Here is a 20,453-nt window from a genome sequence, read left to right as displayed (position 1 = left end):
TGGACGGTACGCCCTAATATGGCTGTACCCCATGAACGTTTGCCCGAAAGCCGGGCGCTAACCACTCCTATCTCTTGAATGTGCCAGCTTCCCGACGATAGTAGCGATAAGCTCGCACGTTCTTTCTGGGTATCTCCATTATACGAAATTATCGCTCACATGTGACCTCGCCCACGCAATTGCCGTGGATTGTGTGCCGCGGCCAGCGCAACCGCACCAATCACCCGACCGCCGCACGATTGCACAGCTTTCCAGGCTCCCAACACCGTCGCTCCAGTAGTGACGACATCATCAACTAACAACACGTCACACCCGCTGAGATCGGCACCAGCGCAGCATTTAATAAGCTTCGACTTCACTCGACGATCATAAAATTGCGCTGGCCGCGAAAGCCGGCGATCGCCGCGTATTCTGTGCCGCCACGACGAGGTATGTGCGGAGAACAGAATCGGGGTCACTGGCACCCCCATTGCCGCACTCACCGCCGCCGCGAGCACGCCAACAACATAACGATCCGCACGAATACGTTGCCGCGACGATGGCATTGGGACGATGACATGCGGCCAACACAACGCGATCTCGTCATATCCGCTACGAGAGAGCACTACATCATAGAACGCCTCATCCAAACGCTGATCCACCGTATTTTTCCAACGAACAATCGCTCTTGACCGTACACCGCTGTACTCCCCTAGAGCTCCCACCGGAAAAGGTGCGCGTATTTCCCCATCAATCGGGGAAACAAGCTGTAAATACGGCAAGTGCTCCTCAACCCGATCCCAACGCTTGCCAAAAGCCGATCGGCACTGCTCACACAGATCTTCGTCATACGCCCCACATCCAGCACACCAACGCGGGAAACACAGATCAAGCGTGGTCTGCCAGGCGCGATGGCATGCGCCGACCCTCCGCTGATCAGCCCACGCTTCCCTCACGTTCTTACCCATGCCTGAGTTTTTCACATGCACACGTCACCTAGTAGCAGCCAATAGCTATTGTGGATTTCCCTGCCGGCACGCAAAGCAGTGGAAAACTTAGGAAAACCCTACCCGATCTGTAGACACTAGCCATCTCGCGGCAACTGATAATGAACGCGGTCAACGCTCAGAACGGGCTTGCCCCTGGAGACCACAGTGTTGCCCCACGTCTGAACGGCAACTTTGAAAGGTCGATAAGATCTGGGTTGACCAGCCACCCATTTCACAGCGATCTACGCACCCACAGCTTTATCAAGATGCGCAAAATAGGGCTAACAATTACAGCTATCCCTGCCCAGAGGCATTTATTGGTGACAACAGATAACTCAGCAGCACCGCGCACCGACGCTACAACGTATGCGCTTATCTGCACGCGCCGCACACAACACAGATCACCCCGGATAGGCCGGAGCAGTCACATTATCGGCAATCTTCGTCCACCCCGCCCCATCAAAGGAATACAGACGGTTATCCGAACTTTGCAACACAATAGAATCCGTACCGCGACCAGCCGTCAGTGCAACCACCTTTTCAATAGCTGACAACGAACTCGACGGCACACCAATACCCTCGATATACACCGCAAAATTCGACGTTGACGCCTGCCGACCTAAAACCGCCAATCGCGAATCGCTCACCCACGCAATATCAATCACATCAGAAAGCTGCGGAGCAAAACGAATCGGATCCCCTGCTTCTGTTGGCACACCAGCATTGCTGCGATTAACCGCCACCGCATTGACCGCAGCAACACTATCCTTCGCACTCACCACAACGAGACGGCTACCCTCACGTGACATCGCCAAAGAACGTATCGTCGCCCCCGCAAGCCACGGCACATTAATATCCACCCGCTCCAAAGTGGTGAGATTGACGGCAATCAGTTTCGCGGAATTCGCTTCAGCATTCCACACCCACCCGTCAGCATCGATTGACGGCGTCACCAGATTCTGACCATCCAGGAGCACTCGGGTATCCCCCGTCTCCATGTTTATGCGATAGATTCGCCTCCGATCCGTCGATACCGCAGCCGCGTACTGAGGATTTGTATAGCTCGTCGCGAGCGCGCCAATATCTTGCACCACCGAAGTGATTGCGTCTTGGGAGGTCTTTGTAATAGTGACGGGAACTCCTGCGCTTACCCCTGCCAACAGATAACTTGCGTATGGGTAGGACGGCAAATCAATCCGATTCGGAATATCTAATCCCACACCCTGCGAGGTCAACTGCACTTGTTGAATCCCCGATAAATTCGACAACGTTTTTGACACTTGCGCGTCAAGCAATACCAGATCAGTTGACGACAGCGACGCAACATGACTCGATAAATCAACCCGAGCAATACCATCAGAGATCGTCACGCCCGAATCACTCAAGGCGGTATCGGTAGGTACCGCCGAATAGACCGCCGCAGCCAGCCACGACGAAGGCCCTCGCAACAACGCCTGCACAGCTCGAGTAGCCAAACCATTAGAGGGGAACCAGCGCACATCAGCCACCAAGGCTGCACGATCAGGCGTCACAAAATATAACGGCGTCTCATGATAGAGCGACTGGAAGATCGTGCTGGGAATAATAACCCCATCATCCAGTTGCGAAATCCGCCATTCACCCGCCGCATTGCGGATCAACGAAAACTCACTATTGACAATCGCATCAGCATTCGCAGTGGTGTAACGGCCGCTGTCGTCAATAGTGGCCTGTGCCGTAGCTGAAATACGAATCGCTCCACTGCGAGTTTGCGACATCGCCAGATTTTGCGAATCCTGATACACCCGCACTGAGCTCGTGGGATTCCACGACTCGGCAGCTTCCGGAGTAAGAAATTGCCGCGCCACAGAATAATCCGTTGATAACCCAGCACCGGCTGCCCGCAAAAAATCTGACACCACATTCTCCGGCGAAGATCCCGGCGTCGGACCTTTCGGGTCAAGCACCACCCCACCGACAACATCTTTTGGTCGATCAACTTCCTGCGGCGCGCCATCGGTGGGAATTGACGCACAGCCAGAAAAAATCAGTGCGCACAGCACAACGAGGATCCGAAAGCGGCTCATTCTTCCTCCTGTGGCGTTATCCGATTCTTTTCCGCTGGTTGCACAGCTACTACACCGTCATGCTGACCGACGAAATCATGCGAAGCAATACCCAAATCGTCCCGCGTACCCGCAACCGAATTCGATTCGACCTCAGCGGCTTCCTCCTGATATGCCATTTCAGCTTGCGGCGGTACGTCCATTTCGCCGACGGCGACCGCACCTGGGCTTTGCACCTCCTGACCCTCCTGATCGATAGCCACACTAACCGCACGTTCCTGCGCACTATCGTCAACTGTTAGCTGAGATTCCAGACCAACGTATGGGGTTTCCATCTGGGTAACTGGCTGCGCATCAACGATCAACTCCGTCGGCACTGCCAATGGTTGCGGGGCACGCAAGGTAATCGGCGCAAGATACGACTCATGCGGCACCTTGGGCAAGGTAAGCAAGAACGTAGAGCCCACACCGAGTTCTCCCGCAGCATCCAGCGAACCACCATGAATCTGGGCATCCTCTCGAGCAATGGTCAAACCTAGACCTGTACCACCCGAAGTGCGCACCCGCGAAGCATCTGCCCGCCAAAAACGCTCGAATACGTGAATAATTTGCTCGGCAGATAAACCTACACCATTATCTTGTACCTCAACCGCAACTGCGGTGTCATTGCCGACAACACGGATACGCACCGGATTGCGTTCGGCATGTTCCAGCGCATTGACCACAAGATTTCGGACCACCCGTTGGATCCTACGCGGCTCGATCTCTGCAACCGTATCTCCGTCAGTTGAAAACTCCATCCGCGTGTGGTTATTTTGCGCCAGGGGCTCACTCATATCAATAACTTCACGGACGATATCAGCCACATCAACGGTTTTCGTCGCTAGCGTCATCCCTCCGGCGTCATAGCGCGAAATCTCCAATAGATCCGCCAGCGTCGCGTCCAGATTTAATAGCTGGTTATACTGCAATTCCGCCGAACGGCGCAATGCTGGAGGCAGTTCCTCGCGCTTGTCATAGATGAGCTGCCCTGCCATTCGCACCGTCGTCACCGGCGAACGCAATTCATGAGAAACCGCCGAAACGAACTCAGTTTGCACGCGAGACATACGCTCCATCTGAGTGAACTGCTTTTCGAGCGACTCCGCCATCTGATTAAAAGAGCGAGCAAGCTGTGCGATTTCATCCGTGCCGCGCACCGTCATGCGAGTATGGAATTCTCCGTCAGCTAATGCTTTCGCATTGCGCGATGCTTGACGGACGGGCGACAGCACCCACCGCATAACAGCCCACGTCATCAATCCCAGAATAAGTAGAAAGGCAACGACGGAGATCCACACTACTCGAGCCGTCGTATGAATCATTGAGTTCGGGCTTTGCATGGAATACGCCGTATATAACTCATAAACCCCCGATCCAGGGATCGTCAGAGTCGTGCCCACAATAATGCCGGGTACTGTTTCATCCTCAGTGGCAATTTGGACGGATTGCCAGCCAATTTTGCCCGCTTGAGTCACCGTCGCACGCAACTCAGCACTGACCAAAGAACGCACCTGCGTTGCCGAAGCGGTGGCTGGCTCATAGATCTGGGTGGGAACAGGATCCTGCCCAGCCGAACGGATCAACACTGCCCCTAGAGTGCCACGCGCTGGATCATACATTGAAGACACCAGCTCATTGGCAACTTCTTGGGTGCGACCAACCGTCGGAGCGGAGGCAGCAAACCGGGATTCCGCCAACCGAACATCGTTGGCAAACAACTCAATACTTGAATCAACCGCGCGGTCAAAAACCGAATCGCGCATCTGCGCCGAGATCCCCGAGCCGATCAAGATAATACCGATTACACCTGCGCAAATAATCGACACCATCACTCGTAGCGATAGCGAAGAATCCCATCGTTGCCGGATACGCCCCAGACGACGAGCGACAAGCGCTACTCGCGCAGCGCCGGAGCGCTCACTCACCGTTTATACGCCCCGCACGATACCCTACGCCGCGAACCGTCAACACCACTTCCGGATTTTCCGGATCTCGCTCAATTTTAGAACGCAGACGCTGAATGTGGACGTTGACCAGCCGAGTATCAGACGAATGACGATACCCCCAGACCTGTTCTAACAACTCCTCGCGGCTAAAAACTTGGTGCGGTTTGCGGGCAAGGACGCTCAACAAATCAAACTCCAGGGGCGTCAAATGTAGTAATTCGTTATTCCGTCGGACCTCATGAGCGCGCAAATCCAACACAATATCGCCAATAGAGAGGGTTTCACTTTCTGGCTCTTGCCGACGCAAGCGCGCCTTCACTCGGGCAATTAACACCGAGTTCTCAAACGGCTTCGTCACATAATCATCGGCCCCAGCTTCCAAACCGGCAATCACATCAACCGAATCCGTCTTCGCACTCATCATAATGATGGGAACGTCAGATTCTTCTCGCAATTGGCGACATACCGAAACCCCATCAAGGCCAGGAAGCATAACATCAAGAAGGACCAGATCAGGCTGCTCGGCACGGAACAACGGCATGACCCGATCGCCATGCGCACACGTCATCGCCTCATATCCCTCTGTTTCCAAGATGATCGCCACCATCTCAGAGATACCTGGATCGTCGTCTACCACCAAAATGCGCGCTGCCATTGCACTCCGCTTCTCTACACCTGATTGGCTAGTTAGCACTGAGAACACTATATCAGGAGCTCCTACTTCCGACGGATGCGACCCGTTATTTCCTCCCAAGCAGATTAGATAAGCTGTGCTCAGCACTCAACAAAGGAAGCGATCATGTCAACGAGCCAATTCTTTCCTCCACCCAACGGTCACGCGAACACCTCCGGGATGAGCTATGGCCAATACGGGAGTGCCTCAGACAATATTGGCAAGCGCGCACCCGCATGGCGCACGGTTATCCCGATGCGCCCACTATCCGTCGGAGAAACCATTGACGCTGCCGTCCGGCTAATTCGCTTCAACCCCGTCGCTTTCATTGTTTTCCCTATCGTCGTACATCTCGTTGTATTGGCCGGCTACGTCGCTTGCCTGTTTGTGCTCAGATCCTTACCCATTCGCGATTCCTTTAATTCCACGTTCAATATGGTGACGATTCCTGTCGGTATTCTCTCCATCGGAAGCATGATTGCTGGAATGTTGACGTGGATTGCGGGGGCGCGCGTCACGCTTGCTTCTATGCGTGGAACGAAGATGCCTCTCAGCGCCACATTTCGCAGTGCTCGCAGCGGATTTTGGCGCTTTACCGGCCGTTTCATCGTGCTGACGCTTATCTCCTGCGTTGTGCTACTCGCCGCAATAATAGTGTGCTCCCTGCTATTTTTCGTCTTTTTCCTTGGCAGTGTTAGATCCCTAGCGGATCTTCATCCCGTAGCAATCATTATTTTCACCATCATTGCCACCCTCGCTTCACTTATTGGGAGTTTCCTCATTTTTGCTCGCTTCATCGCGGTGCTACCGACAATGGTTATTGAAGATATTGGCCCTATTGCAGCTATCCGCCGCTCGTGGAATCTCACTAAACATTCATTGGGCTATCTCATCGGGGTATTCATCGCCATCGTCATCCTCTCCTCTGTGCTGTCTACCGTCGCAACCGGCGTGCTAATGCTGATTGCTGGCTCCACCTCACTTTTTATGACGTCATTCGTAGGCGCATACAACCCTGATTCCAGCGTTCTCAACGCGCTGCTCACCGGCGTGACGATGCTGCTCTTCGCCGGTATCGTCTCACCGATCTACAACACCCTCATCAATATGGTGTATATCAATATGCGCATGCGTCGCGAGCAATTCCACCAACAGTTCCTCTACGAAGCGGGTCAACAGGCAGCACACGAAGCCGCCACTGCGCAAGCTTCTGCGTCCCCGGCAAACTGGGTATATCCCTCCTACCCGCACGGCGGTGCGCATGCGACGGCCAATCCCAACGCGGGCTTTTATCCGGCTCCGGCGACGCCCGCTACCGCGCCCTATCCACCGTCTCACACAGCGCCCGATTATGGCGCGCCTCCATCAGCAACGACGGGATACCCCACCGCCGCACCTGCCGAAGCCAGCTACGGATACGGGCAATATGATTCCCCTGCCAACGGCTCTTTTCCTGGAAATTCCTCCATGTATGCAGATCCGTCAGCTATGAACAATCCCTCGCCTTATCCCGCCACAGCTCCTTGGCCATATACGGCGCCCGACGCCTCCTGGTCTCATACTCCATACGCCACACCGCCAGCAAGCACGCCACATACTCCTGGCGTATTTTCGGTGCCAACATCCGGAAAGGGTAATTCACAGCAAAGCGATAATGAGCCGTGGTCCGGCGATCGCCCCCAATGGCTTCTAGCTACCCCCGATCCTGCTAATATCGCTACCGATTCACCCGAGGATAACCTCTAATGCTCGGCATGCCTTGGCTCTTCGATCCGCTTACCCCGAGTCCTGACGACGCTCAGCAATGGGCCGAACACGAACTCGCAAAAGCAAAGTACGACGACACTCAATCCATTTTGGCTATCATCGCCCGATGGATCGGGGAACGATTCACCTCGCTCTTACAGCGCCTATCGCCCTCGGAAAATGGTTACGGCAACCTCTTCATCTTGATCGTTGTGGGTATCGCCGCCATCGTTATCTTATATTTCATTGCCCGCAATGCCCGGAGTATGCGCAAGAGTGCCGACGCCCCCGCACATGTTGCCTTATTTGACGATATGCGCAATTCCCACACCCTGTTCCGTGCAGCCGATGCTGCCGAACAGAGCGGCGATCTGAATCTCGCCGTCATTGAACGGTATCGCGGCATTATTCGCCTGCTTGATGAACGCGGAATCGTGCGCCTTATCCCAGGGATGACGCCATTAGAAGCCGCCTCGGCTGGTGCTCAGGTGTTAGGGCACGGCGATTTGTTCAATAACAGCGCACTGTACTTTAACGATATTTGCTACTGGAAAGGCGCTGCTACCCCAGCTATCGTCACCGCCCTACACCAGCTTCATACCATCGCTGCTCGGACGGAGGCTCGCCCATGAGTACCTCTTCCGGATTCGCTGTTGCGCGCACGCAATCCTCTCGAAAGACCATTTTCTTCTTCACATTTATCGTCCTCATAGCATTTATCTGTTTGCTTTTCTTCCGCGTCCCGCATGACGAGTCTGCATATTCCATTGATTCGTCTGGCCCGGACGGAACGATGGCTTTGGCAAGCATCCTGCGCGAGCATGGGGTTGAAGTAACCAGCGTCAGTGCCGAAGAAGCTCTCGCCAGCACCGGCGAGGATCACACCATCGTCTTAGTCGGCTACTTCCAAACGGCATACGTAGAACAGCTTAAAAAGTATCTACTTAATACCAATGCGCACGTCGTCCTTATCGATTCTGCGATCGCCTTTGATGATACGTCCTTTTCGGGACGCATCATCGGTTTGGATCCCACCAACCACGTCCCCGCACGCTGTGATAACTCAGACGCCCAGGCAGCGCAGTACGTATCCGGAATCGACGCAACATTTATCCCCGATGATCCCCAGGCCGTCTCAGGATGTTTCCCCATTGCCCAAGGGTTTGGTGCGATCACACCCCGCGATTACCCCCATATAACACTCCTGCCCTCCGGCACGTTTTTAACGAACTCACTGCTAAACCGCGATGGCAACGCCGCCTTCGCATTACGACTACTCGGTAAGCATCCGTCGCTCCTGTGGGTCGATCAACCCGATAAGACCCCCAGCGAGGACCACTCGCAAACCCTCGCCTTGCCAGACTGGGCAGTGCCAGCGTTCTGTGGAGCATTGCTGACATTCCTGTGGTTAGCATTATGGCGAGGACGGCGCTTCGGGCCGCTCGTTGCCGAACCTATTCCCGTCATCGTGCCCGCCCGCGAAACCGACCACGGGCGAGCGCGCCTCTACGCTCGCGGGCACAATCGCCAACATGCTGCTCAATCCCTCCGAATCGGCACTCTCAACAGAATCGCTCAACGCTGCGGCTTCACCCCAACCAGTGATCCTCAAACGATTGTCAACGCAGTTGTTGCTGCTAGCGGGTATGCTCCCGAGCATGTTTCACGTATCTTGTTCACCGATCCGATCAGCACTGATCGCGACCTCATTATCCTGACCGCCCGACTCGAACAACTCGAAAGGGATATTCATGTCTACTGATTTTCCTCCCCAAAACGCAGTATTTCGCCCGACGGCAGATCAGCCTGCCGCACCCCCAGCTCCGCTATCCGATGCCGGCGCTGCTTTTCGGCACATTCGTGACGAAATCAGCAAGGCAATCGTCGGGCAGGATCACGCCGTCAGCGCCCTCCTCGTCGGGCTACTGTGTGATGGGCATATTCTGCTCGAAGGCGTACCTGGAACCGCAAAAACCTTACTTGTACGGGCTTTGGCAGCTTGTGTGCAGTTAGAGGCTAAGCGCGTGCAATTCACCCCAGATCTTATGCCTGGCGATCTGACGGGCTCTTTGATCTATCATTCTTCCGAAGCAAAATTCTCTTTCCGCCCAGGGCCAGTCTTTACCAACCTGTTGATCGCCGATGAAATCAACCGCACCCCGCCAAAAACTCAAGCAGCATTACTTGAAGCAATGGCAGAACGCCATGTGACGGTGGACGGCAATCCGCAAGAATTACCCTCACCGTTCATGGTGGTCGCCACCCAAAATCCGGTGGAATACGAGGGCACATATCCGCTACCGGAAGCCCAACTCGATCGTTTCCTTCTCAAAGTTGAGCTTCCTCTGCCCCCGCGCGAGGTAGAAGTTGAGATCCTGCGTCGGCATGCCGCGCATTTTGATCCCAATGATCTATCAACCGCGCACATCACCCCAGTAGCTGACGCATCCCTCATCATTCAGGCCCAACAAGAAGTGGCAGACATTGATGTTAATATTCGCGTCCTGGATTATATCGTTGATATTGTGCGGGCAACTCGGCAGACGCCAGCGGTAGCGCTGGGAGTATCGCCGCGTGGTGCTACTGCCCTACTTCATGCCGCACGCGCCTGGGCATGGCTTTCTGGGCGTTCATACGTAACCCCTGATGACGTCAAAGCCTTAGCAAGCTCCGCTTTGGCACATCGAATTCAGCTCCATGCCGAGGCTGAACTTGATGGTATTACGCCGCGGGGCGTGCTCGAATCCGTGCTCAACACTGTGCCGGTGCCACGCTGATGTTTATTCGCCCTCTCGCTGTTGCCCTCTCGGGTTGCGGTATCGTGCTAGCGGGAATCGTGCGGGATGCCGGCTGGGCGCTGCTTCTAACCGTCATACTCGCTGTTGCCGTATGTCTTGATGTGCTCTGCGCTCCGTCTCCCTCGCATGTGTATATTGACGACGAAATGCCGGCTTCTACCCGAGTAGGTCAGAGCACCCCTCGCACCCTAATACTTTCGCATACGGGGCGTTCAACTATTCGTGGCATGATTCGTGACGCATGGCCGCCTTCAGGCATGCTCTCGCCCTCACGCCATTCCTTTGTGTTGAGCCCTGGCCAACGCAGCATATTGCACAGCACGTTGAGGCCACAACGGCGTGGAACACTACATTCTTCCGCAATAACAATCCGCACGTATGGTCCGTTACACCTAGCTGGGCGGCAACAAACCGTCTCAACCTCCTGGCAGTTACGGATACTGCCGGAATTTATTTCTCGGAAGAACCTCCCCTCTCGCCTGCAACAGCTCCGAGAGCTTGGCGGGCGTTCCTTGCTCTTGGTACGCGGGGAGGGCACAGAATTCGATTCGCTGCGTGAATATGTTGCCGGTGACGATGTGCGAGCAATCGACTGGCGTTCAACGGCTCGACGCGGGCAAACACTCGTGCGAACCTGGCGGCCTGAACGCGATCGACACGTCATTATCGTCCTGGATTGTGGTCGCGGTGGAGCGATCCGCATTAATGACCACCCCGCTTTCGATGCCTTTATCGAGACGTCTTTACTTGAGGGGGCATTAGCGCAAAAGGCCGGTGATCGCGTCAGTATTCTGGCTATTGACGATCAGGTCAGAGCGCGGCTCACCGGCGAGAACTCATCTCGACTGATTCATCGCATGGGTGAGGTTATCGCAGATGTGGAACCTTCACTGCGCGCTACGGATTGGAGCTTGCTGCCAACGTACATTCGAGAATTAGGAACGCAGCCAGCTTTCATCATTATCACCACTACACTCAATGGTGGAACGGTATCTTCTGGGTTACTTGATGTGCTGCCGATATTGCGCCAACGGCACAGTGTAATGATCGCTGCGGCAACAGATTCCTCATCGGCTGCCACCTCATCGGAGCAGCAATCACATAATGCAAACCTGACAGTTGATGACGCCTACGAACGTGCCGCATACGAACGCTCCCGAGTAGAAAACGCCAACCTCACGCGCATACTAGAAAACTCCGGTGCGCATGTGGTTCGAGCAGATGCGGATTGCCTGCCAACCGCCGTCGTTGATCGCTACATTGCATTAAAAGCCCACGGCAAGCTCTAAAACGTGGAGCGGTTCGTATATTAAAATGCTGACGCAAACACCGAGCCGCTACCGAGCCATTACGAGCTGCTCATCACTAAGGTCTGCGATTCCGCTAGGGCTACCCATTTTCCCTCGCATTTCCTAGTCTTTTTGAGGGAAGGGCACACGTACCTTGCCGTATCAAAGAGTAAAACAGAATACCCCTGCTTAGTAGCGATATTGCATAGAGGGAAAGGCTGACGGGCAAGGCGATTTCAGTGAAAGCCCTAGCGGATTTCGCCTGCACATATGTGGTTATTTTCCGACGTGTATGCCAGGCTATGCCGACCGGCAACCATGCGCCCGCGCATTCCCAACAGATACACACACAAGCACCTGGAAATCTGGTTAGCTCAAGGCACGAAAAGCACTAGAGCTCTCTTTTTTTCCCCCACACACAAACAGGGCGCAATACGCCCAATGGGATTCATATAAGTTAAGAGAACAGCTAGGCGATCAACCCAATTACCACATAAAGCACGAGACGATCACGTACAGCAATCATTTTTCCTCATCCAGCGGGCAATCTCCACGCAAACTACCCCACGTAAGCAACAGGTTCTTCCACCACAACTGGCCGCCGCCCAAAGACGAAAACCCACACCCAGAACGTTATGCCTACCAACGCCCCAACCGCGATCTTGGCAGCCCACGGTGCCGTCAACGGCGTGATATAGGCTTCGATTACCGCCGAAATCGCTAATAACACAACCATTGCCACGACAAGGCGCAACAAATGCGGCCCCTCAGCCGCGAGCGCCCGAACCCGCGGTAAATGCCCCGGAGAGATCAGCTTCCAAAACAGCCGGAAACTTGCTGCTAACACCACGAAAAGCACGGATAGCTCCAGCCATCCGTGGACGGCAATATGGAAAATAAACACATCCGCCTGCCCGTAATACGCCATCACTGCTGCCGCATGAGCGATGTTGAGCGAGTTGATAAGGAACATCCACAGCGGGATTACTCCTGTCAGGCTACCGGCTAAAGCAACAGCGCATAACGCAGCATTATTCGTCCATACCTGTAATCCAAAATCTTGACTGGCGTAGTGCGAATAATATTCTTCAAAGTCGTTGTAGGCGTACTGCCGTAAATTTCCTGATTCATTTAGCTCGGCAATAGCTGCTGGATTTACCCGCATATTAATGAGCACCACGGCCACAACCGTTAGCGTGGCCAACACTAAAGCGAGAATCCACCAGCGCAGCCGATAGATGGCATACGGATATGTTCTCGTTAGTGCATACCGGAATGTATTGCTGCGATTGCGCGAATGGTCTGTGAGTTTAGCGCGCGCTGCCGCAGTAATCGCTGATAACGTCAGGATCATATCCGCATCGGGAGCAGATGTCCGGATCTTCGCTAAATGAGTGGCACAGGCTTGATATAAGCTCACAAACTCGTCGCTTTCTAAGCCGTTTAACCGACGTTTGCGAGTAAGTTGTTGCAACCGAAGCCACTGACCTTCATGCGCTTTGGCATACGCTAAACTCTCCATCCTCCTAGAGTGCCATAAAGATTTCGGGCATGACGGGTAGCCTAGTAGGGTGAGAGTCGGATATTACGAAGATACGTCATTGAGTGATACCAGTATTATCACTGGCGAGGGCGTTGCTCTTGAGCTGCCGGCCGCCACTGGCTATTCCCGAATTGTCTCGGGTTTTATCGATTACAGCGTGTATTGCCTATTATTCGTGCTTCTATCCTGGTATGTTCTCAACCCGCTTTCGGTCTCTATGTCCATAGCGTTAAATACTGCGATAGGTATTTTTTCCATTGCCGTTGTCTTTGTAATTTTGCCTGCTCTCGTCACATTCTGGGGCAAGGGGTGGACGCTTGGAAAGCTCCTGACTCGCACTCGGGTAGTGCGTTCCGATGGCGGGACGATCACCGCTTCCCAATGTTTTATTCGTTCCATTGTCGGGATCGTTGAGGTGTTATTAACTTTGGGGGTCGCCGCCTCCTGCGTCTGTTTATTTTCCCGTCGTGGCGCACGCTGGGGCGATATGTTGGCAGATGCCTACGTTGTACGCTGGCCCAAAATGTCCTCCTGGATGCCGCCAGCGCGAATGCCGGATTCCCTAATCATGTGGGCAAATAATGCGCAAACCCGCCCACTGCCTACCGGCTTATCGCTCAATATCGCCGATTATCTGAAGAACCGCGATAGGCTCACTGCGCAGGCTCGGATCTCTCAAGGGCGGGCCTTAGCCGCAGCCTGTGAACGCTATGTTTCCCCTCCTCCGCCTTGGGGGACTCCGCCCGAGCTGTTCCTTGAGGCGATGACGGTAATCCGTTATAACGTCGAATTTCAGCGTTATCAACTCTCCAGAGACCGCCAGATTCGCGCTCAACAGCGCATATCCGCAGTCGGCTATTACTGAATCAATACGCGCCAGGTCAATGGGATAGCCGTGGCGGGATCACCTGTGTGCAATTACGTTATTTTTCGTTCACTGCGCAGATGCGACGGGAAGCCTCAACATATTCAACATATTTTCGCTTTCACTGGCAGTTGCATTTCCTATGCCGTTATTGGCGCTACCAGCTCTTAGCTATGCGCGGTACCCTTACCTCTCGCGCGGTATTAGAGAAAAATATCCACCATTACAGATAGTCGATCTCATCTGGATCGACGTTCAGCGCTGAGGCCAGTTGGCTCACAACAATCGAATGGATAAATAAGCGCGGATCATCCTCATCTCGCATGGCATGCAGAATTGGCATTCGGTAGAAGATGATCCGACCATGAATACGCGCTGGACGTTCAAATGGCAGATAACGAGCCAAGGGCACGCTTTCCTCCCACGGTGCCGGATCATTTTGCGGGGCATCCATCACCGCAAAATCAATATGGTCCATCCGTTCGCCCAAATGCCGCCGAAACGTGCCCAAATCCCAGGCAATTAAATCATCAAAACAGTCTGCACGAGTCCGCCATGCAGGAACTGACATCGGCAAAATAGGACCAGGAATACCACGCCCGTGTCGGTCGCGTCGCCGTGCATGAGCGCGTCGAGGGATAATCTGCATAGACCTACCCTAACGCTTCACGCATTCTGCATGGGAAATGACTAAGGTTATGTGCGTGAGTCCTATCCGAACCTGTTGCCGAGATCGCTGCCAGGAGCCTGCCGTCGCTACTATGACGTACGGTTATCGGGAAGCCACTGGCGTTCTTGGCCCGCTCTCTCCGGTTCCGCAACCTGGCGCGCTTGATCTGTGCAAACATCACGCTGAGACAGTGACCGTCCCCGTCGGGTGGAATATGATTCGGCTGGTAACAGAATTTGATGACGCCCCGCCATCCCCTGATGATTTACTCGCTTTGGCAGACGCGATCCGAGAAACCTCAAAACGCGATGTTCCCCCTCCACAGCCTGCCCAACGAGAAATTCGCCGCCCACGCACGGATGTTTCCCCTGGGCCGCGTACTCGCCCGCGTTTTGCCGTTATTGACGGTGGGCATAGCGAAGATGAGACGGCAACGGAGTAATCGCTATTTTCTTCCGTCTTGGCTGACGCTCAGATCCTCATTTTGAGCCATGTTATCGCTAGCCCGCTCATGATCTAGGTAACAGGGAAAAGGGCGGTTAGCCAACAGGAAATGATTACGGGGCAACCGTCAGCCGTACCGAACGACTTTGGGCCGCATCCTGATTCACGGGCACCCAGGAGATCCCCGAGGGGCCAGACAGCATAGCCGCCCCATACACCGGCGAGTTCGCTGTCACACGCACATATTTCGTTTCCTGTGGAAGTTTTACCTCTTCCACATGTGCTAACTCGATAGCCTCTTTACCGATTTGCGTTCCTGCCTCATCGAAGGCCTGCCAGGTAGCTGAACCCATGCCAGCTAGCACCAGCACAGCCTGGGTTGGACCAACCGTTGCCATACCATCGCTAACTGGCGTAACAGCATGCAAATATGCCACGTCAACACCGCCGTCACCGGCCTGCGAGGCAGTAACTCCCGCACTAATATCCGAATCGGAGGTGATCTTCAGGGCATAATCCCCTGGTGATATTCCAGCCAATGACAACTTCAGCACACTATTTGCGCTAACCGATATTCCCTCCGCACCAGGCAGCGGGTGTTCGCCCGTCGTGTCGATGACAATGACAGAGATTTGTGCTGGGGTGGCATTCGGATTAACCACCCGCACGTATGCCGAAAAGTTTGGATCAGCCAGGTAACTACGATTCGTCGCTGACTGCTCCACGCCAGGAACGACCAATCCCGGAATAACGAGATCGCGCCCGAAAGTTCCTGCTGTGACGACATCAATTCCGGCAGGCTGTGCTCCGACAAGCTGCATCGTCTGAACCGACGCAGCGAATCGACCACTATTAGACGTCAAATGCAGCGCAATATCATCTGCTGGAGGTAATACTCCGTCAAGGAGGAGCGTCTGCGTCGTTTTCGGAGCCAGGGTTATATGCGAGTGCCCTCCTAGATCTAAGAGGCCAGTATTCGCATAGGCCGTCATCTCGATATTGATCGCAGTAGCCATCGGATTAGAGATGCTGAGCTGCATTGACGATCCGACCTTCGTGGAGCCACCAACTAACCAGACAGAGTTGCTTGGCCACTGGCACGGGCGCACAGCCACTCCGCGCATATCTCCGGCTACCGCACTGTGGATTGAGGCGCCGGCCGCCACCCCAGAATCATTAACCACAATATCGCCAGTTAGCTGCGTCATTCCGGCATCATTCTTCGTCAATGCTGCCGCGCTGAGCACAGTATTGGCAGCGATCGGTGTGGCATCTAGCTGGGCAGGTGTTGTTGAATATGCCCCTGCCCAACCGCCAAGTTTCTCTGCGATCTGTGTTGCGGTTACACCGGTGTCAATAGTGCGCGAAATACCGCCTTGGCATACCAGTACGGCCTCCGTGTGTGGCAGCGGGAGAGCGTGCGGGAGGCGATCAATCGTGGTCGGCGGCGCGCTGGCGTGCGTCACCACAACCACTGCCCCGACTAACGCAACTGTGGCAGCTCCCGTCGCCATTGCCCATAGACGTTTGCCTGCGCGTCGGGCAAGATCTACACGATTCATTCAATCCCTCCCCGACGACGGCGTATCGGCATGGCAATAATGAGATTAATAGCAGCACACAGCGCAATTGCACCGACGAGGAGGCGTTGCTGCCAATTGACGTACACAATATCGAGCGTGCCCGAGATACCAGGTGGAATAATCCATTCTTGTGCCCATGCTGCCGAACGCGGCTCAAGGGATTGCCCATCTATATATGCCTGCCAATGGCTATCTGCCCGTTGGGCAAGACGGATTGTGCGCTCACCCGCGGCGGCTTTAATCGGTGAAACGCTACTGGCATCATAGGAACGCCCAGTCATTGCAACCGGCTGCTCCCCGATACGCACCAGTGCGCTAGGTGCGCTCACCCGCCAAAACGTTCCAGCAGCACCATCTGAGATGAATTCCAGACCCGACACGGCGTGCAGGGTCGATACCAGATCGGCCCGTAGCTGGGCTGAGCTTTGCGCAGAAGCGGGCGGGACGAGAACCATCGCGATAGCGTGATCTGCCAATTTTTCGCTAGCATCCGCGGAACCGGCGAGCATGGCCAAAATTGCATCCTGTAGATCGCGCTGCGCGCTGTCATCCCCACTCTGCCCAAAATGGTCTGAGGTAGATTGTGAGGATACGTGTGCGGAAGCGGGATTATCCACGTCGGTGTTTGGCGTAAGTGCCGGATCTGTTTTCCCGCTATTAGCCTTGCCAGCAGTTTCTCCGGATGTCGGCGCTGGTAGGGAAGATGAGGAATTGTGCGCAGCTTTCGCCGCGTCGTAGCGGTCTAGCGTGTCAACCATTGAATACTCGTGCAGTTCTTTGCCGCTTCCTGACCATTCCTGGGCATAGATTCCGGCAGAGGTATTTTCAACAACCAGGATTCGCTGATGTTGCGCATATATTTCTCGGCTCAATGCTGGTACTTGAGGCGCTTGACGTCCGAGCGAGGAATGATCCACATGCCAGGTTGTCGTCGCTACCGCAGTGGTAATAATTGCAATCGGAATTGCCATCATCGCCACCCCGCTTATGATGTGGGCAAGCCCAAAGCTACGATTGCGCAAGGTCGTTAGCAGACTGTGCGAACCAGCGCCAAGGGCAATGACCATCCCCCACCAGGCGAGGGTGTAGCCGATATGGGCATCCCCATTGACGTTGTGTTGGCTCACGCCCTCACTCATTGCAACTGTTGTCCGGGCTGCAAGCGATCCTAGCGCCATTCCGGCGGCGATGATAAGCCAGCCGATCCGGATGAGCCACATGCGGTGGAGGCGCAACAGGGCCAAAATACTGACCACCGCAAAAATCGTTAAACCAGCGAGTAATAGTGGCGAGGTATGCGCTGCCCGAGCCAGATTTTGTAGGCTGTCCGAACCGAAAGCGCGACCTGGTTGGGAGAAGAAGAACGCTACAGGGTTGCGTACCTGGAGTAACTGCGGAAGAAGTACCAGCACTCCCAGCAGCACAGACCACGGCCAATAGCTCTTATGCCGTGGTTTGCACGCTAGGGCGCACACTACGACGAGGATACCTAGTGGGAGGAAGATTGGCGCACTGGCCGTCAGTACCGCAAAACTGAGGGCTGCCACTGCAGTAAAAACAATCGAGCCATCCCACATACGGCATAGCGCATATCCCCATAATGGGACGAGAACATGAACGAGGACCGCTCCTATGATCCCGTTACTCAATGCGTCAGTAAATGCCGGAGATACCACCCAGATTAGCGATAGCGCAGTGCGCGCAACCCAGGATTTTGTTAACCGTCCGGCAAAGATATAGGCATTCGCTCCGGCGCAGATCGGCGCGATATATACGAGTGCCGTGATGAGGGATCCCAGCGTCACTGACCACGGGGAGGTTATGAGAAGGAATGGCGATAAGAGTAGCCACAGGGCGTCTAGAGGGCGGCTATACCCATCGCCACTGGGCATCCAGCCATGCCAGGCAAGGCTTATGAGATCAGTGCCCGTCGCGGTGTCAGCAGTTAGTGCCCCGCCGATAAGCACACCGGAGGAGAAAAATCGGAGGAAAAAGACGAGGGAAAAGAGAGACGTCACCACCAAGACGAGGGCGAAACCGTGGCGAGTGTGCCGCGCCAGATCTGCCGCAAGTTTTCGCGTTAGAGGATCCGGTGCTTGCGCCAGCCAGCGAGCTTCTTTCCTGGAACGCCGCGATTCGCGCCGTGCTGCTCGAATATCACTGGCGCGGGCTTCTAATGGGCGCACAACATCTATCCCGTGCATTGCCGTGCGAGCAATCTGGCGACGGGAGCGCAGGATTGCGCCCAGGCGCGCGGGGACGGAGAATCCGGCGCGCAGCTCCCCGAAAGCCAGCACAGGCTCTTTGCAGATGAGCCTCACTAGCGCGCGGGCAATGCCGACGAGGGGATAACCGATGACGAGAAGCGGTAACAGAATAGCTCGCACGGAAAGCATGGCCGTGAAAAGCTGTGCAGCACGGCGGCGACCAAAGGAGTGTTCCGGATTCGTTCCCAGGCTCACCCGGGCGTGGCGCAGTACAGCTTGTGGTTCTACCACAACTCGATACCCACTGCGGCGAGCACGTCGGGAAAACTCCAGACCTTCACCAAAGGGACCGAGATACTCGTTAAAACCGCCAAGCTCATCCCAAGCACTCCGGCGTACCAGCATGCCGGCACTGCCAACGGCGAGCACGTCAGTGCGCGAATCGTGTTGCCCTTGGTCGCGTTCATCTGGTTCAACTTCCGGCACACGCCGAGCACTGCGCGTGGCCCGAATACCGACTTCATATAAGACGGGTGCGCCATCGCGGTCTTCCCAACTGATTTGCTTTGGGCCGACGATACCGATGCGGTTAGAACTTTCTCCTGCACGCAGGAGGGCGTCCAGAGCCGATGGTTCAGGCGCAGAATCCGCATGCAGGATCCAGATCCATTGGCTTTCTGGGATTTCCAGATCATGTAGCGCAGCGCCGAGCGTCTCTGCTGGTTGCGCAACGATGCTGACATTCGGGGCCGCTACCGGCAACTGGGAGTGAATGTGGGCGACAGCCGGAGAACTGTGGCTCGGAATATGAACGAGGATGTGGTCGGGCTGGTGAGTTTGCTGCGCTAATGCAGCCAGAGTTGTGCTCAGATATGAAACGTCACGGTCATGGCATATCACCACGGCCGTGACGGTTTCGCGAACAACGCTATCCATTATCGCCGAAAGCCACGTGCCGCCTTACGTTCGCGAGCCATTCGCTTGCGATCATTATCCGAGGTTCCGCCCCAGATTCCGTGGCGAATATCATTCGTGACGGCGTACTCAAGGCACTCGGCGCGCACCGAGCAGTTATTACAAATCGTTGTGGCCGGAACCGTCGATCCACCTTTTTCTGGATAGAAGATATCGGGATCCGTCTGCGCGCACAACGCAGATTCCATCCAGCTCAAATCAGCTTCCGGAGCGAACCCGTATCCGAGATCGAAGATGCCTTCCATCAAACTCTGCGCAATGCGAGGATCGAGCGAACGATCAGCCGTTCGCAACGGGGTAGTCACCGTGGACTGCCGCATAATCATCCTCCAATTCAAAGTTGCCTAGCATAAATTACACGCGTGTAATCAGATAAAGTCAAGGCGAGTTATCGAACTTCTCGATCTATTCGGCGTGTCATCGCCCACGTTCACCGACGATATAATATCGCCACCACTGTTGAGCAATACGACTACCGTATGAGTTCTGAGATGGGTTATTGCTAACTCACTAAAACACCGCGCGAGCGCTATGTTATTCTTGCCCTCTGTTCGCACCTAGCAGAGCTCCCGACTATCACTTCCCCCCTGGCGCATATTGACCACACACGTCGTTTTCAATCAAGTAAAACTGTGAGAAATTATCCGGCCTCTTCCCAA

At 54.8% G+C, this 20,453-nt stretch carries 16 protein-coding genes; 7 read left to right on the top strand and 9 right to left on the bottom strand.

All coding sequences use genetic code 11. The features are described 5' to 3' along the window. Positions 1–155: 155 nt before the first annotated feature. The 4 genes from ACLHIJ_RS02040 to mtrA all read right to left on the bottom strand — a co-directional run bounded on the left by ACLHIJ_RS02040 (position 156) and on the right by mtrA (position 5,656). On the bottom strand, positions 156–947 hold the full coding sequence (locus ACLHIJ_RS02040) for a ComF family protein (protein WP_411298361.1): 792 nt from the start codon (positions 945–947) through the stop codon (positions 156–158). Between the two features lie 422 nt (positions 948–1,369). Then, positions 1,370–3,034, bottom strand: a complete 1,665-nt coding sequence (locus ACLHIJ_RS02035; protein ID WP_411295807.1) for an LpqB family beta-propeller domain-containing protein — start codon at positions 3,032–3,034, stop codon at positions 1,370–1,372. Further along, entirely contained in the window at positions 3,031–4,980 is a 1,950-nt protein-coding gene (gene mtrB / locus ACLHIJ_RS02030) for an MtrAB system histidine kinase MtrB (protein WP_411298360.1), read from the bottom strand. Before mtrB ends, ACLHIJ_RS02035 begins: the two co-directional genes overlap by 4 nt. Then, on the bottom strand, positions 4,973–5,656 hold the full coding sequence (mtrA, locus tag ACLHIJ_RS02025) for an MtrAB system response regulator MtrA (protein WP_411295809.1): 684 nt from the start codon (positions 5,654–5,656) through the stop codon (positions 4,973–4,975). Before mtrA ends, mtrB begins: the two co-directional genes overlap by 8 nt. Positions 5,657–5,800: 144 nt before the next feature. On the opposite strand from mtrA, the gene ACLHIJ_RS02020 reads away from it, so the two are divergent. Genes ACLHIJ_RS02020 through ACLHIJ_RS02000 form a run of 5 tightly spaced genes read left to right on the top strand, consistent with a single transcriptional unit; the run spans position 5,801 to position 11,507 of the window. After that, a complete protein-coding gene (locus tag ACLHIJ_RS02020) occupies positions 5,801–7,420 on the top strand; it encodes a glycerophosphoryl diester phosphodiesterase membrane domain-containing protein (protein ID WP_411295810.1) in 1,620 nt (539 codons plus the stop codon). An 8-nt stretch (positions 7,421–7,428) separates the two neighbouring features. After that, the gene (locus ACLHIJ_RS02015; protein ID WP_411298359.1) at positions 7,429–8,052 is read left to right on the top strand and encodes a hypothetical protein; all 624 of its coding nucleotides are present in this window, start codon (positions 7,429–7,431) and stop codon (positions 8,050–8,052) included. After that, complete coding sequence (locus ACLHIJ_RS02010; RefSeq protein ID WP_411295812.1) at positions 8,049–9,182, top strand: DUF4350 domain-containing protein; 1,134 nt, start codon at positions 8,049–8,051, stop codon at positions 9,180–9,182. Before ACLHIJ_RS02015 ends, ACLHIJ_RS02010 begins: the two co-directional genes overlap by 4 nt. Beyond that, the gene (locus ACLHIJ_RS02005; protein WP_411295813.1) at positions 9,172–10,197 is read left to right on the top strand and encodes an AAA family ATPase; all 1,026 of its coding nucleotides are present in this window, start codon (positions 9,172–9,174) and stop codon (positions 10,195–10,197) included. Before ACLHIJ_RS02010 ends, ACLHIJ_RS02005 begins: the two co-directional genes overlap by 11 nt. Then, a complete protein-coding gene (locus tag ACLHIJ_RS02000) occupies positions 10,197–11,507 on the top strand; it encodes a DUF58 domain-containing protein (RefSeq protein WP_411295814.1) in 1,311 nt (436 codons plus the stop codon). Before ACLHIJ_RS02005 ends, ACLHIJ_RS02000 begins: the two co-directional genes overlap by 1 nt. A gap of 559 nt (positions 11,508–12,066) precedes the next feature. Here ACLHIJ_RS02000 and ACLHIJ_RS01995 read toward each other — a convergent pair. Continuing rightward, entirely contained in the window at positions 12,067–13,029 is a 963-nt protein-coding gene (locus tag ACLHIJ_RS01995; protein WP_411295815.1) for a stage II sporulation protein M, read from the bottom strand. A gap of 49 nt (positions 13,030–13,078) precedes the next feature. Here ACLHIJ_RS01995 and ACLHIJ_RS01990 point away from each other — a divergent pair, with 49 nt between their 5' ends. Continuing rightward, positions 13,079–13,915 (top strand): RDD family protein, encoded by an 837-nt coding sequence (locus ACLHIJ_RS01990; RefSeq protein ID WP_411295816.1) that lies wholly within the window; start codon positions 13,079–13,081, stop codon positions 13,913–13,915. 223 nt (positions 13,916–14,138) lie between these two features. Here the strand turns inward: ACLHIJ_RS01990 and ACLHIJ_RS01985 are convergent, their stop codons facing one another. Continuing rightward, complete coding sequence (locus ACLHIJ_RS01985) at positions 14,139–14,564, bottom strand: metallopeptidase family protein (protein ID WP_411295817.1); 426 nt, start codon at positions 14,562–14,564, stop codon at positions 14,139–14,141. A 55-nt stretch (positions 14,565–14,619) separates the two neighbouring features. On the opposite strand from ACLHIJ_RS01985, the gene ACLHIJ_RS01980 reads away from it, so the two are divergent. Further along, a complete protein-coding gene (locus ACLHIJ_RS01980) occupies positions 14,620–15,027 on the top strand; it encodes a DUF3499 domain-containing protein (RefSeq protein WP_411298358.1) in 408 nt (135 codons plus the stop codon). 115 nt (positions 15,028–15,142) lie between these two features. Here ACLHIJ_RS01980 and ACLHIJ_RS01975 read toward each other — a convergent pair whose 3' ends face one another. From ACLHIJ_RS01975 to ACLHIJ_RS01965, 3 genes are read right to left on the bottom strand one after another with little or no spacing between them, the layout of a single operon-like run. Then, positions 15,143–16,591 carry a DUF5719 family protein gene (locus tag ACLHIJ_RS01975; RefSeq protein ID WP_411298357.1) on the bottom strand — a complete coding sequence of 483 codons (1,449 nt, stop codon included), beginning with the start codon at positions 16,589–16,591 and terminating at the stop codon, positions 15,143–15,145. Then, the gene (locus ACLHIJ_RS01970; protein ID WP_411298356.1) at positions 16,588–19,755 is read right to left on the bottom strand and encodes a glycosyltransferase family 2 protein; all 3,168 of its coding nucleotides are present in this window, start codon (positions 19,753–19,755) and stop codon (positions 16,588–16,590) included. The genes ACLHIJ_RS01975 and ACLHIJ_RS01970 overlap by 4 nt, the downstream gene beginning before the upstream one ends. After that, positions 19,755–20,039: a WhiB family transcriptional regulator gene (locus ACLHIJ_RS01965; protein ID WP_411296000.1), complete on the bottom strand. Its 285-nt coding sequence runs from the start codon at positions 20,037–20,039 to the stop codon at positions 19,755–19,757. The genes ACLHIJ_RS01970 and ACLHIJ_RS01965 overlap by 1 nt, the downstream gene beginning before the upstream one ends. Positions 20,040–20,453: the final 414 nt, after the last annotated feature.

Origin of the sequence: Trueperella sp. LYQ141 (assembly GCF_046599555.1) — a bacterium.
Taxonomy (GTDB): domain Bacteria; phylum Actinomycetota; class Actinomycetes; order Actinomycetales; family Actinomycetaceae; genus Trueperella.
Note: the sequence above shows the minus strand (reverse complement) of the source record. Positions and strands in the feature narration are given on the sequence as shown.

Bases quoted from the DNA above. Each gene is read 5' to 3' on its own strand.
- ACLHIJ_RS02040 (WP_411298361.1), bottom strand. From the start codon at position 947: ATGGGTAAGAACGTGAGGGAAGCGTGGGCTGATCAGCGGAGGGTCGGC.
- ACLHIJ_RS02035 (WP_411295807.1), bottom strand. From the start codon at position 3,034: ATGAGCCGCTTTCGGATCCTCGTTGTGCTGTGCGCACTGATTTTTTCT.
- mtrA (WP_411295809.1), bottom strand. From the start codon at position 5,656: ATGGCAGCGCGCATTTTGGTGGTAGACGACGATCCAGGTATCTCTGAG.
- ACLHIJ_RS02020 (WP_411295810.1), top strand. From the start codon at position 5,801: ATGTCAACGAGCCAATTCTTTCCTCCACCCAACGGTCACGCGAACACC.
- ACLHIJ_RS02015 (WP_411298359.1), top strand. From the start codon at position 7,429: ATGCCTTGGCTCTTCGATCCGCTTACCCCGAGTCCTGACGACGCTCAG.
- ACLHIJ_RS02010 (WP_411295812.1), top strand. From the start codon at position 8,049: ATGAGTACCTCTTCCGGATTCGCTGTTGCGCGCACGCAATCCTCTCGA.
- ACLHIJ_RS02005 (WP_411295813.1), top strand. From the start codon at position 9,172: ATGTCTACTGATTTTCCTCCCCAAAACGCAGTATTTCGCCCGACGGCA.
- ACLHIJ_RS02000 (WP_411295814.1), top strand. From the start codon at position 10,197: ATGTTTATTCGCCCTCTCGCTGTTGCCCTCTCGGGTTGCGGTATCGTG.
- ACLHIJ_RS01995 (WP_411295815.1), bottom strand. From the start codon at position 13,029: ATGGAGAGTTTAGCGTATGCCAAAGCGCATGAAGGTCAGTGGCTTCGG.
- ACLHIJ_RS01985 (WP_411295817.1), bottom strand. From the start codon at position 14,564: ATGCAGATTATCCCTCGACGCGCTCATGCACGGCGACGCGACCGACAC.
- ACLHIJ_RS01975 (WP_411298357.1), bottom strand. From the start codon at position 16,591: ATGAATCGTGTAGATCTTGCCCGACGCGCAGGCAAACGTCTATGGGCA.
- ACLHIJ_RS01970 (WP_411298356.1), bottom strand. From the start codon at position 19,755: ATGGATAGCGTTGTTCGCGAAACCGTCACGGCCGTGGTGATATGCCAT.
- ACLHIJ_RS01965 (WP_411296000.1), bottom strand. From the start codon at position 20,039: ATGGAAGGCATCTTCGATCTCGGATACGGGTTCGCTCCGGAAGCTGAT.